General features: G+C 61.1%; 12 protein-coding genes and 1 other RNA gene. 5 read left to right on the top strand and 8 right to left on the bottom strand.

Annotation, left to right across the window (positions count from 1 at the left end; all coding sequences use genetic code 11):
• Window positions 1-291 precede the first annotated feature (291 nt).
• Window positions 292-1,464: a type III PLP-dependent enzyme gene (locus tag ACOQOQ_RS06520; RefSeq protein WP_420569327.1), complete on the top strand. Its 1,173-nt coding sequence runs from the start codon at window positions 292-294 to the stop codon at window positions 1,462-1,464.
• On the opposite strand, the gene recR is transcribed toward ACOQOQ_RS06520, so the two are convergent.
• The 3 genes from recR to ACOQOQ_RS06535 all read right to left on the bottom strand — a co-directional run bounded on the left by recR (window position 1,461) and on the right by ACOQOQ_RS06535 (window position 4,245).
• Complete coding sequence (recR, locus tag ACOQOQ_RS06525; RefSeq protein ID WP_420569328.1) at window positions 1,461-2,054, bottom strand: recombination mediator RecR; 594 nt, start codon at window positions 2,052-2,054, stop codon at window positions 1,461-1,463. The genes ACOQOQ_RS06520 and recR overlap by 4 nt on opposite strands.
• Window positions 2,055-2,060: 6 nt before the next feature.
• Entirely contained in the window at window positions 2,061-2,405 is a 345-nt protein-coding gene (locus ACOQOQ_RS06530; protein WP_420569329.1) for a YbaB/EbfC family nucleoid-associated protein, read from the bottom strand.
• A gap of 91 nt (window positions 2,406-2,496) precedes the next feature.
• The gene (locus ACOQOQ_RS06535; RefSeq protein ID WP_420569330.1) at window positions 2,497-4,245 is read right to left on the bottom strand and encodes a DNA polymerase III subunit gamma/tau; all 1,749 of its coding nucleotides are present in this window, start codon (window positions 4,243-4,245) and stop codon (window positions 2,497-2,499) included.
• A gap of 246 nt (window positions 4,246-4,491) precedes the next feature.
• Between ACOQOQ_RS06535 and ACOQOQ_RS06540 the strand changes: the two genes are divergently transcribed.
• Window positions 4,492-4,986 (top strand): protein phosphatase, encoded by a 495-nt coding sequence (locus tag ACOQOQ_RS06540; RefSeq protein WP_420569331.1) that lies wholly within the window; start codon window positions 4,492-4,494, stop codon window positions 4,984-4,986.
• On the opposite strand, the gene ACOQOQ_RS06545 is transcribed toward ACOQOQ_RS06540, so the two are convergent.
• From ACOQOQ_RS06545 to ACOQOQ_RS06560, 4 genes are all read right to left on the bottom strand, one after another.
• Entirely contained in the window at window positions 4,964-5,872 is a 909-nt protein-coding gene (locus ACOQOQ_RS06545; protein WP_420569332.1) for an MBL fold metallo-hydrolase, read from the bottom strand. The two genes, ACOQOQ_RS06540 and ACOQOQ_RS06545, sit on opposite strands and share 23 nt — an antisense overlap.
• A 97-nt stretch (window positions 5,873-5,969) precedes the next feature.
• Complete coding sequence (rsgA, locus tag ACOQOQ_RS06550; RefSeq protein WP_420569333.1) at window positions 5,970-7,013, bottom strand: ribosome small subunit-dependent GTPase A; 1,044 nt, start codon at window positions 7,011-7,013, stop codon at window positions 5,970-5,972.
• 182 nt (window positions 7,014-7,195) lie between these two features.
• An RNA gene (ffs, locus tag ACOQOQ_RS06555) (signal recognition particle sRNA small type) lies at window positions 7,196-7,294 on the bottom strand.
• Between the two features lie 55 nt (window positions 7,295-7,349).
• Entirely contained in the window at window positions 7,350-9,176 is a 1,827-nt protein-coding gene (locus ACOQOQ_RS06560; protein WP_420569334.1) for a bifunctional 2',3'-cyclic-nucleotide 2'-phosphodiesterase/3'-nucleotidase, read from the bottom strand.
• A 250-nt stretch (window positions 9,177-9,426) separates the two neighbouring features.
• On the opposite strand from ACOQOQ_RS06560, the gene nudC reads away from it, so the two are divergent.
• Together nudC and ACOQOQ_RS06570 are read left to right on the top strand one after the other, a co-directional pair.
• Window positions 9,427-10,401, top strand: coding sequence for an NAD(+) diphosphatase (gene nudC, locus ACOQOQ_RS06565; protein WP_420569335.1), 975 nt, complete (start codon window positions 9,427-9,429; stop codon window positions 10,399-10,401).
• 50 nt (window positions 10,402-10,451) lie between these two features.
• The gene (locus ACOQOQ_RS06570) at window positions 10,452-10,919 is read left to right on the top strand and encodes an SRPBCC family protein (RefSeq protein WP_420569336.1); all 468 of its coding nucleotides are present in this window, start codon (window positions 10,452-10,454) and stop codon (window positions 10,917-10,919) included.
• Window positions 10,920-10,995: 76 nt separating this feature from the next.
• Here the strand turns inward: ACOQOQ_RS06570 and ACOQOQ_RS06575 are convergent, their stop codons facing one another.
• The gene (locus ACOQOQ_RS06575) at window positions 10,996-11,829 is read right to left on the bottom strand and encodes a prephenate dehydratase (protein ID WP_420569337.1); all 834 of its coding nucleotides are present in this window, start codon (window positions 11,827-11,829) and stop codon (window positions 10,996-10,998) included.
• Window positions 11,830-11,951: 122 nt separating this feature from the next.
• Between ACOQOQ_RS06575 and ACOQOQ_RS06580 the strand changes: the two genes are divergently transcribed.
• Window positions 11,952-12,476 carry a c-type cytochrome gene (locus ACOQOQ_RS06580; RefSeq protein ID WP_420569338.1) on the top strand — a complete coding sequence of 175 codons (525 nt, stop codon included), beginning with the start codon at window positions 11,952-11,954 and terminating at the stop codon, window positions 12,474-12,476.
• Window positions 12,477-12,543 lie beyond the last annotated feature (67 nt).

The following is a 12,543-nucleotide window of genomic DNA, read 5'->3' on the forward strand; positions in this document are numbered from 1 at the left end:
GCGCCCCAGAAGATCATCGAATTTGTGCGAATTTTTGCACCTAACGGGGCGCCGTCGTGGCGTTCCAACTTTTGATCAGAAATTAGGTGCGTCCGCACCTGGCGGAAATTCTTACGCACCGGTGCAAATTTTTCTTGATCGGTAAGGGGCTTGGCCCTAAATCCCGCCGTCACAGACGCCAACGCACGCGCCTCTGGCCGGGTCCGGATACGGGCTTGTGTTTACGTAGCGACGGTAACGTCTCCCTTGGAAGTGAGCGGTCATATATGGCCGGGTCTATTGGAGATGACCATGAACGCATACGTAGCACCCTTCACGGGCAGTGACGCCATTCGCACCTGCGATGGTATCGAGGCCTTTATCCGTTCCATGAATTTTGATCGCCCCACGCTGGTGCTGGAACGCGCCGCTGTGGCGCGGCAATTCCAGGCGCTGAAGGCTGGCTTGGGCCGCGCAGACATCCATTATGCCGTCAAGGCGAACCCGGCGCGCGAAGTGCTGGAGGTGCTGGTTGCCGAAGGCAGCCACTTTGACGCTGCATCTCGCGCCGAGATCGAGCTGTGCCTGTCACTGGGGGCGCACCCCTCGGGGATTTCGTTCGGCAACACGATCAAGCGGCCTTCGGATATTGCGTTCGCTCATCAGGTTGGGATCACCCTATTCGCCGCGGATGCCGAGGAAGAGCTGGAAAAGATCGCAGAACACGCACCCGGCGCGCAGGTCTATGTCCGTCTGCTGGTCGGTTCGACCGAGGCGGACTGGCCGCTGTCGCGCAAGTTCGGTTGCGACCCGGCGATGGCGCTGCGCTTGATGGGCCGCGCGGTCGAGCTGGGGCTGCAGCCGGTCGGCCTGTCTTTCCACGTCGGCAGTCAAACCAAACGCGCCGAGATGTGGGTGGACACGCTGGATCAGGTTGCCGCCGTATGGACCACGGCTCGCGCACAGGGGTTTGACCTGTCGCTGATTAACATTGGTGGCGGATTTCCCGCCTTTTATGGCGAGGCGATCGAGCCCCCCACCATCTACGCCGCCCGCGTGATGGAAATGGTCGAGGCACGGTTCCCCGGTGCCGAACGTATCATGGCCGAACCGGGCCGCGGTATGGTGGCCGAGGCAGGCATGATCGCCGCCGAGGTTCTGCTGGTCTCGCGCAAGTCCGACGACGACCTGCTGCGCTGGGTCTATCTGGATATCGGTAAATTCTCGGGTCTGGCCGAAACCATGGACGAGGCGATCCGCTACCAGTTCATCACCGATCGTGACCATGAGGACACCGGTCCGTGCGTGCTGGCCGGTCCCAGCTGTGACAGCGCCGACGTTCTGTATGAAAAGCGGCCCGTTCAATTGCCCGTTGGGCTGAAAGCTGGCGATCGCATCATCATCCGCAATTGCGGTGCCTATACCTCGACCTATGCGTCAGTCGGGTTCAACGGGTTCCCGCCGCTGGACGTGGTGGTGATTTAAAGCGGTTTACGCGCATTCAGGGCGGCGGTGATGGTGCCGTCGTCCAGATAATCCAGCTCGCCGCCGATGGGCACGCCTTGCGCCAGCGAGCTAAGCGTAACCTGACCTTCAAGCTGATCGGCGATGTAATGGGCGGTGGTCTGGCCGTCGATGGTGGCATTCAGCGCAAGGATCACCTCGGTTACGCCTTCGGATTTCACGCGGTCAACCAGCCGGGGGATGCGCAGCTCGTCCGGGCCGATGGAATCCAGTGCCGACAAGGTGCCGCCCAACACGTGATAGCGGCCCTTGAATACGCCCGATCGTTCCATCGCCCACAGGTCGGCCACGTCTTCGACAACGCACAGAACGCCGGTGGCCCGCGCCTCGGAGGTGCAGATATCGCAGACGTCCCCGGAGCCGATATTGCCGCAGTTCAGGCATTCGCGCGCGGTGTCGGCGACGGCCTGCATTTGGGCTGCCAAGGGGCTTAGCAGCAGGGCGCGTTTGCGGATCAGGTGCAGCACCGCGCGCCGGGCCGAGCGGGGGCCAAGCCCGGGCAGCTTGGCCATCGTCTCGATCAGAGCGTCAATATCGCGGTTGCTGCTCATGCCGGATCAGAAGGGCAGTTTCATGTCCGCGGGCAGGCCCAGACCTTCGGTCAATTTGGCCATCTCGGCCTGAGCTTTATCGGCCGCCTTGGCCTGCGCGTCCTTGATTGCGGCCAGGATCAGATCCTCGACCACTTCTTTTTCGTCGGGTTGGAAGATCGAGGGGTCAATGTCCAGCGCCGTCAGTTCGGATTTCAGGGTGCAGGTTGCCTTGACCAGCCCCGCACCGGATTCACCGGTCACGGTCATAGTGGCCATTTCCTCTTGCAGGGTGGTCATTTTTTCCTGCATTTCCTTGGCGGTTTTCATCATCTTGGCCATATCGCCAAGGTTGCCTAGACCTTTCAGCATATGCTGTCTCCTGTGTGTCGGGCGCGGGGTGCGCGGGATGTGTTTGCCTTCATATCGCAGTGCCGAGGGGTGCGGACAAGGGGCAGGGCGGTTAATCCTCTTCGAAAGGATCCCATTCGTCCTCGACCTCTTGCAGGGCGTCGGCCTGAGCTTCAGCGGCAAGGTCTTCGTAGGTGCGGACCTCGGTGATTTTGGCATTTGGAAAAGCGGCCAGAGCGGCTTGTACCATCGGGTGCGCTGCGGCCTCTTTTCTCAGTGCGATCTCGGCCGCGTGTTCTTTTTCATAGATCGTTTCGGCGCCGCCTTCATTGGCCACGATGACAGCCCAGCGATTACCGGTCCAGCTTTGCAGCTTTGAACCAAGGCGTTGCGACAGGTCCGAAGGGGCATCATCCGTCGGCTGAAATGTAATCCGACCGGGGCTGTAGCTGACCAGCCGCATGTATTTTGCCACATGGGCCTGCAGCAGGCCATCGCGGCGTTCCTTGATCAGCTCGTAAACATGCTCGAACGTGGGGAAGCGGGCCAGGGCCTGATCCAAGTCTTGCGCCAGCGCCATCACCGGGCCACCAGACGACCCCGAGGGCGCTTGGCCGCCTGAATAGGCATCGGTCTGGCCCATGGGCGCAGACGGCGCGGCCCGTCCACCACCCGGAGGCGGGGGCGGCGGAGGCGTGGCGTCTTTCAGCCGGCGCACCAGATCCTCGGGCGCGGGCAGATCAGCCACGTGGGTCAGGCGGATGATCGCCATCTCGGCGGCCATCATGGTGTTGGGGGCGTGACCGACCTCTTCCAGCGCTTTCAGCAGCATTTGCCACATCCGAGTCAGTACTCGCATGGGCAGGCGGTTGGCCATGTCTTGTCCGCGCGCGCGTTCGTCCGGGGAAACGGTTGGGTCCTCGGCGGCTTCGGGGGTGATTTGAACGACGCTGATCCAGTGCGTAATCTCGGCCAGATCGCGCAGCACGGCCATGGGATCGGCCCCATCCGCATATTGCCCGCCCAGTTCGGTCAGCGCGGCGGCCGCGTCGCCCTTCATGATCATGTCAAACAGGTCCAGCACGCGGCCGCGGTCAGCCAGGCCCAACATCGCGCGCACCTGATCGGCCGAGGTCTCGCCCGCGCCATGGCTGATCGCCTGATCCAAGAGCGAGGTCGCATCCCGGGCCGAGCCTTCGGCCGCGCGGGTGATCAGGGCCAGTGCATCCTCGGCGATCTGGGCGCCCTCGGCGCCAGCGATCCGCTTGAGCATGCCGATCATGTCTTCGGGTTCGATCCGGCGCAGATCAAAGCGCTGGCAACGCGACAGAACGGTCACGGGAACCTTGCGAATCTCGGTGGTGGCGAAGATGAATTTCACATGTGCCGGGGGCTCTTCCAGCGTCTTGAGCAGCGCGTTGAACGCGCTGGTCGACAGCATGTGAACCTCGTCGATGATGTAGATCTTGTAGCGGGCCGAGGCCGCGCGGTAGTGGACGCTCTCGATGATCTCGCGGATGTCATTCACACCGGTGCGGCTGGCGGCGTCCATTTCCATCACATCGACGTGGCGGCCTTCCATGATGGCGACGCAATGTTCGCATTGCCCGCAAGGTTCAATCGTCGGGCCGCCATTGCCATCCGGGCCGATGCAGTTCATGCCCTTGGCGATGATCCGCGCGGTCGTGGTTTTCCCGGTTCCGCGAATGCCAGTCATGACAAAGGCCTGGGCAATGCGGTCGGCCTCGAACGCGTTTTTCAGGGTGCGGACCATGGCGCCTTGCCCGACGAGATCGGCAAAGGTTTCGGGCCGGTATTTACGGGCCAGAACCTGGTAACCTTTTTCGGGAGTATCGCTCATGCCGGGGCCTTCTGAATCGCGGGTTTGAGGTAACCTAAGCCCGCGGGGGCGGCGCGTCTACCGGAATGCCTGATCAGAGGCCTCATGCGCGCCGCGGTGCTGGCCGGTGCGCGGGCCGAGTGCCCCAACCGCATAGCCTTACGCGCGGAACATCGTGCGCGGTGGCTTGGGATGGGATATAAATGCGGTCAGATCGCAACTTGTGATACCTAGAGCGCCAAGTCGCTGTGATCCATTAGGAGGGACATGCCCGATTTCGTCATTCATGCCTTGCAGCTGGGAGATGGTATCCTGGCCTTGTCGCCCCTACCGGGTCGCGGCGGGGACTATGACGCAGATCTGGAGCATATGCGCGAATGGCAGCCGGCCATCGTGATCTCGATGACAACCGAGGCCGAGATGGTCGCCCATGGCATTCGCGACCTGGGGCAAAGGTTGCGCGATTCCGGGACGCGCTGGGTACATCTGCCGGTCGAGGATTTCGGAGTGCCGGGCGCCGATGTTGCCGCCCGGTGGCCCGAGGTCAGTCAAGCCGCACGCAAAGCTCTGACTGGCGGCGGGCGGGTGCTGGTCCATTGCATGGGGGGATGCGGACGCTCGGGTATGGCGGCGCTGCGGCTGATGGTGGACGCGGGCCAGCCCCCAGCCGAAGCACTGGCCCACCTGCGCCGCGTTCGTCCCTGCGCGATCGAGACACGTGCTCAGTTGGACTGGGCGGTCACTCCCACTCCATCTGGATGAACACGGCTTGCGCGTTGCGCTTGGCCAGCTGGTCAAAATTGGCCAGGTAGGCAAAGCCGCTTTGATCCACGGTGACCGAGGAAATCACGTCGCCTCCGTTGTCGATCAGATCGCGCATCCGATTGCGCAGGTTTTCCAGGTAGTCACGCGTGTCAGCCTTGGCCCGTGCCAGGTCAGTCGCGGGGCCATGGCCGGGCACAACATGGGCGGGGCCCAGGGCGGCGACTTCGTCAAAAACCTCAAGCCAATTGGCGCTGTCTGATACCTCGATCACGCCCAACATGCGCGAGATATAGACGATGTCGCCCGTAAATACCGTTTGCGCGGCAGGGTGCCAGACATAGGAATCGCCCGGCGTATGAGCGCCGCCCTGATGTTGGATCTGCAGAGTCACTCCCCCCAGGGACAGATCGTAATATTCATCAAAGGTGATGTCGGCATAGGCGGGCTCGGTCCCGGTCAGGTTCTCGTTGCCGATCAGTGCGTCCAGAACGGACAGCTGCATCGAGGACCGGTCGCGTTGGTCCGCAACCGCGTCAGCCGAGGCGATCACAATTGCTCCTTGCGCTTTCCAGTATCCGTTCCCCATCCAGCGATGATCCTGCCCGCCGGTGTTGATCACATATTTCACCGGCTGATCGGTGACGTCGCGGATCACCTGGTGCAGCGCCTGGGCTCCCAGAAAGCTGCCTCCGGCGTCTATCAAGATGGCGCCTTGCGGTGTGACCACCAGACCGTGGGTCGAGTTGTTTCCCAGGTTCTCAGCGTCGCGGTTCCCGATTGGGCCAACCAAAGCGTAGCTGTTGTCGGTGACCTGTGTCACCGTCATCTCGGCGGTCGCAGCACTGCCAAAAAGCAGCAGGAACAGTGTCAAAACTCGTGTCATCGGCGCCTCCCCTCGCATGGATGAAGCGCCGATGATCCCCGAGCATCAGTCAGCGGACAATGAGACGTCGTGCCGCTGCGGCAAGGTTTCACTGTTGTTATTGGCCGCGGCGGGCGCGTTTGACCTTCATCGTGGATTTCACCATCTTGCTGAACTTGCGTCCGCGCGCACGAGCCTCGGCCACGGATTCCGAGTTTCGCAGATCCTCGTCCTTCAGTTTGCGCCAGCGTTCAAGGCGGTCAGGGTCCAGATCACCGGCGTCGATTGCGGCGCGGATCAGGCAACCGGGTTCAGTCTCGTGCTGACAGTCCGAGAATTTACATCCCGTGGCCATTTCGGTGATGTCGGCGAACAGCATGTCGATCCCGTCCGAGGCATCGTGCAGGGCCAGCTCTCGCATGCCAGGGGTGTCCACCAGCCAGCCACCGGCATGCATTCGGTACATGGACCGGGCGGTCGTGGTGTGGCGACCCTTGGCGTCATCGTCACGGATGTCGGCGACGGCCAGATCCTGCCCCGTCAGACCCCGCGCGATCGTGGATTTTCCAACCCCGGACGAGCCCACAAGAGCCACGCTTTGCCCGGCGCCGCAATAGGGCTCCAGCCGGGCGATATCGGTGGGATCCTTGGCGTTGATGGCCAGAACTTCGGCACCCTCATAAAGCGCCTTGGCGCGCGAGACGTAGATATCGACGCCCATGTCTTCGGGTTTGTCGGCCTTGGTGATGACGACAACCGGGGTGATCCCGGCCTCGATAGCGATGGCCAGATAGCGCTCCAGCCGGGCTTCGTTCATGTCGGCATTGCACGAGGTGGTAATGAACAGCGTGTCGATATTCGCCGCGATCAGTTGCGTGTCCGAGGTCAGCCCGGCGGCCTTGCGCGAGATCAGGCTGCGCCGTTCCAGCAGGCGGATGATGCGTTCGCCGTCCGTCAGGGCGAAATCGCCCACGGCAAAATCGCTGGCGACGTGCTCGCCGGTCAAGGCCAGCTCGATCCGGGTTTCATCGGCCAACAGGGCGATCAAGCTGCGGCGGCGCACTTCGGCGATGCGAACGGGTGTCAGGGTCTCGAGTTCATCCAAGCTGAGTTGGCTGTTAAAAAACTGGGTCCATCCCAGTGATGTCAGATGCGTTGTCATTGGTCTGCCTTGTCTAACGCGAAAAATGCCCTTGCGCCTGCTGTGCGGCGAAGGGGTGCGGTTTCGGGCAGTCCTGAAATGGCGAAAGCCTTAGCGTGCGACAGCCCGAAGGGTGGTCATGGCGACAATCATCAAGAACCCTCCTTGGGTGGCTGTTTGTGCCAAAGGTGGCACGCTGCGTTAGGTGAGAGGCTGGACAACGACCCAAGCGGGGCTCGTTACGGCTGCTTCCTTCCGGATCTGACCGGGTTGGCGAGGCGCCTGCCCGCGCCAACCTCTCAGGCGTTGATATAGGGCGGTAAATCCGGATTCGCAAGTCGGCCTGTCATCGATCCGTCACAGGTGCAGGCGGTAAATCTCGTATCCGTCGATTATCTGGTCGGTGCGGGTAACGTTCAGCGGAAACTCGGGCAGATAGCGCCGGGCACGGGGCGACAGGGGGAACGTCACAGACGTTCCGGGCACATGAGAGAAACGCCAGTTCATCTGGGCCGGAATATCCAGCACGCCGGCGTCTCTGAAAAAGTCGGCCACAATCGTTCGGATTTCCTCGGGCGTGCTGAAGATTTCGGTGCCGATGCATTGGCCGGGCACCAGTCCGGCCCCGCCAGCACGATAGCTGTTGGTGGCCACGTGGAATTCCTGTTCGTCGCGCACCGGTTTGCCCTCGTGCAGAAGCTTGCTGATACGCCGGGAATCTGGGTTCATCATCTCGCCCCGGATCGAGTAACGCGAGGGTTGGGTCAGGTCGATTTCATACTCGACCCCAAAGATTGTATCGAAATGATAGCAGGGATAACCTTGGATCAGGGCTGGCTGGTTCTGCCGTCCCTGGGTGATCTGCGCGAACTTACCAGCAGACCGTTCCAACCAGTCGCGCAGCTCGGCACCGGTGACCCTGAGAACCGAGAGCGTGTTGGGAAACAGATACAGATCCGAGAGGTTTCGGACGGTGACCGGGCCGGATTCGACCTCGGTGTAATACTGGGGGCCGGATGCGCCACCAGCCCGAAACGGCGAGGATGCGGCCAGCAACGGGACATCGGTCTGTCCCAGCAACTGAGCGGCGCGCGCGCGCTTGGCGATTGTCACGATCCGCGTAGCCATATCATAGCCCAGATAGGCGAAATAGGTGTGCAGCGGCTGCCGGGTCTCGGCGACAGGGGTGCGGATATAGTTCAGCGTGGCCTTGTGGTTTTCCTCCAGCAGTCTGGTCAGCTCCCCGTCCTGCGGCGTGTCGGCCTGCACCGCGCGCAACGAGCTGCGGTGATCCGAAACGCGCCATCCGGTCTGCGGGTCATGGCTTAGGTTCAGATCCAGAACGCCCAGCTCGCTGCCCCAATGGCCCGGCATGATCGCTGGTTTTCCGTGCAGGGTCCCGCGGATGGTGTCCGCGCCGGGCAGCTCGTCAAAATCGGAACTGGGAAACCGCTTGTGCTGATGTCCGCAAAGGACGGCGTCTATGCCCTCCAGTTCGGCCAGTTGCAGGCTGGCGTTTTCACGGGCAGACAAGCGATCAGCAGAGGCAATGCCCGAATGGCTGAGCGCGATGATAATGTCGGCCCCTTCTTCGCGCATCTTGGGGATATACGCCTGCGCGGTTTCGACGATTTCGCGGACGCTTACCCGGTCTTGCAGGTGCCGCTTTTCCCAAATGCTGACCTGAGGGGGCACGAACCCGATGATCCCGACCCGTAAGGGGCGCATCTGGCCGGATTGGTCCCGCACCTGTCGATCAAGAATGGCGTATGGCTGATACAGCGGGCAATCCTCCAGCGGGGTTTCGCCCTGCTGCAGCACCACATTGGCCAAAACGATAGGAAACCGCGCACCTGAAAGCACTTGGGACAGGAAATCCAGGCCGAAGTTGAACTCGTGATTGCCGACTGTGCCGCCGTCATAGGCCATCGCATTCATCAACGAAATCGCGGGATGCGGCGCGTCCCCGTCCGGGTGATTGTTGGCATAAAGATCGCCCAGCGGCGTACCTTGCAGGAAATCCCCGGTGTCCAGCAGAAGCGTATTCGGTGCCTCGTTCCGGGCTGCGTTAATCAGGCTGGCGAGGGATACCAACCCCGGTGCAGAACCGGGCTGGTCGGTGAAATAGTCATGCGATGACAGGTTCAGGTGGACATCTGTTGTTTGCAGAATGCGTAATTGCATTTGGGTTTCTACAACGTCACAGGCTTGCGGTTGGTTCAATGGCGTAGGCTTCAAAAGTTAATAATCGCCTTAAGGATGAATCGGCTTATGGTGCAGTTCAAGTAAATATTGTATCTTAATTATGTGTTTTCAACGCTCGGACCTTATTCTTTCACTTTTTCAGCGACTTGTCCAAGAAGACCGTGATTGCTGGTGAATTCTTGCAAAACTTCGGGTTTAACCTCTGTTAGAGCGATCGTGGGGGCGGAATATGAAAATTGCGGAAACAGTGACCTTTGGCGGATCGGGGCTGAATCGCGCGGCCGAACTGCGCGGTGCCACGGATAAACTTGCGGCAGTCCGTGCAGCGGCTGGGGCCAGCAGCATCGTTTTGTGGCGCGGCAAGCCCCTGGCCGTGTGGGACTTTGACCGCAATGCCGATCTGGCGCGGTTGCCGATGGACCACCCTATTCTGGCCGAGGCCAAGCAGCCACCGATTTTCCTGGGGCTCGAGGGCGATGACGCGGTTTTCGCGCATGACATCTCGGGGTGGGATCCCGGTGATGTGGATCAGGCACAGCTGAACAGCTTTCTGGACCGCAGCGAGCAGCACCATCCCAGCGTGCCTGAAAACGTCCTCTTTTCCGAGTTGCGGGGGATCATGACACGTCTGACCGCGCGCGACGCTGAATTGGCCGCGACCGCGCGGTCGCTGTTCAGCTGGCACCGCTCGCATCGGTTCTGCGCCATGTGCGGGGCCGAAAGTGAAATGGCCATGGCCGGATGGCAGCGCGACTGTTCCAGCTGCGGAGGCCATCACTTCCCGCGAACTGATCCCGTGGTGATCATGCTGATCACCCATGGAAACGATGTGTTGATGGGCCGATCGCCAGGGTGGCCCGAGGGGATGTATTCCCTGCTGGCGGGGTTTGTAGAACCGGGCGAAACGCTTGAGGCTGCGGTGCGGCGCGAAGTTTTCGAGGAATCCGGCGTCACCGTTGGGCCCGTTGGTTATCTGGCCAGCCAACCCTGGGCCTTTCCGTCTTCGTTGATGTTCGGATGCATGGGTACCGCCACCAGTCGCGACATCAAGATCGACCCCAACGAGATCGAGGATGCCCGCTGGTTTAGCCGCGAAGAGATCATGCTGGCCTTTGCCGGCCAGCACCAGCAACTGATGCCAGCGCGCAAAGGCGCGATTGCACAGTTTCTTCTGCGGAACTGGCTTGCCGACCGGCTGGAATAACATCACACTGCGCGTGGTTGGGGAAACGTACGAACAAAACAGGGTACAGGATGGACATTTCTAGCAAAGTGGATGTCGACGCGCCGGCAAAATATATTTTCGACTGCCTCTCTGACTTTCAGACCTTTGAAAAAGCGGCCCTTCGCCGGGGGGCGGATGTGCAACGTGTTGATGAGCTTGATGCTTTGGACGTCGGTGCCTGCTGGGAAGTAAGTTTTACCTTCCGCGGCAAAACCCGCGACGTGAACGTTGAACTGACCGAATTCGCGGCCCCCGAACTGGCCTGCTATACCGCTTCGGGGCAGGGGATCTCGGCGACGATGCGGATCGAGTTGGTGCCCATGTCAAAGAACCGCACGCGCATGACCAACACGGTGAACATGGAGGCAAAAACCCTGCCTGCGCGGTTGCTGCTGCAGTCGGTCAAGCTGGCCAGGGGGCAGGTGGAAAAGCGTCTGGACGGGATGATGGAGGACTTCGGCCGCCAACTGGCGCAGCGCCATTCGCAGCTGGCCTGATCCAACACAGTCCATTGGGAATCAAAAAGGCCGCGTTTGCGAACGCGGCCTTTCGTTTGTCTTGGTCCTGCCTGCCTTAGTGCCGCCGTGCATCCGCCGGATAGACGCCCAGGATTTTGTGGTTGGCAGTGAAGTAATCCAGCTCTTCCAGTGCCAGTTTGACATTGGGATCATCGGGGTGCCCCTCGATATCCGCGTAGAACTGGGTGGCCGTGAAGGACCCGCCAACCATATAGCTTTCCAGCTTGGTCATGTTGACGCCGTTGGTCGCAAAACCGCCCATCGCCTTGTACAGCGCGGCGGGGATATTGCGGACCTCGAAGACGAAGGTGGTGATCATTCCATCATCGCCGCGTCGCGAGTGATCGGCCTCGGGGCTCATCAGCAGGAAACGGGTGGTGTTGTTGCCGTGATCCTCGATGTGGCGGGCCAGAACGTCCAGACCGTAGATTTCACCTGCCAGTTCGCTGGCCAGGGCCGCCAGTGTCGGATCGCCGATTTCAGACACCTGCCGGGCCGAACCCGCCGTATCCGCGCCCACGCGGCGGTGGATGCCATGTTCACGCAGGAATTCGTGGCACTGGCCCAGCAGCACGGTATGGCTCATGGCGGTGTCGATCTGGTCCAGCTTGACCCCGGGCAGGGCCAGCAAGTTGATGTGCACGCGGACAAAGTGTTCTTCGATGATGTTCAAACCGGATTCGGGCAGCAAAGAGTGGATGTCCGCTACCCGCCCATAGGTCGAGTTCTCCACCGGCAGCATGGCCAGATCTGCCTCGCCATTCTTCACGGCATCAATCGCATCCTCGAATGTGCGGCAGGGCAGGGCCTCCATATCGGGACGGGCCTGACGGCAAGCTTGGTGCGAATAAGCGCCCGGTTCGCCCTGAAATGCGATGCGATTGGTCATTTTTCGTGTATTCCTGTCGTTTTTCTGCCCCAAGGGCGTTTGGTCGCGGAAACTACACCTTGCGTAAGACAAGTGGAAGCGGATAGATACGCGCCGACAGACACGTAATAGACGGGCGAACCATGTTTGACACGATGACCCTTACCAAAGTCGGCGGCGCGCTCTGCGGCTCTCTGCTTGTTTTTCTTCTGGGCAACTGGGCGGCGGAATCGCTGTACCACGTCGGCGGCGACGGCCACGGCGATCATGCACAGCAAGCTTATGTGATCGACACCGGCGAAGAAGAATCGCAGAGCGGTGCAGAAGAAGAAGGTCCCGCCTTCGCTGACCTGCTGGCAGCAGCTGACCTGGAAAAAGGCGCCAAGGTGTTCGGCAAGTGTAAAGCATGCCACAAGCTGGAGCCCGGCGTGAACGCGACCGGCCCCTCGCTGTACGGCGTTGTTGATCGCGCCGTGGGTACCGAGGCTGGCTTTGGCTACTCGGGCAAAATGGCTGCTGTGGCCGAGACCTGGACCGCAGACAACCTGAACGCATTCCTGGAAAAACCCAAGGCGTTCGCCCCCGGCACCGCGATGTCCTTCGCGGGCCTGAAGAAAGAACAAGATCGCGCCAACGTAATCGCGTATCTGGACAGCCTGGACGATTGATCCCCGGTTTATCCGAAAGATCAGGGCCGCTACCCGTCGGGTGGCGGCCTTTTTGCTGCGCGACCGG

This window comes from Thalassovita sp., from assembly GCF_965218685.1.
Taxonomy (GTDB): domain Bacteria; phylum Pseudomonadota; class Alphaproteobacteria; order Rhodobacterales; family Rhodobacteraceae; genus Thalassobius.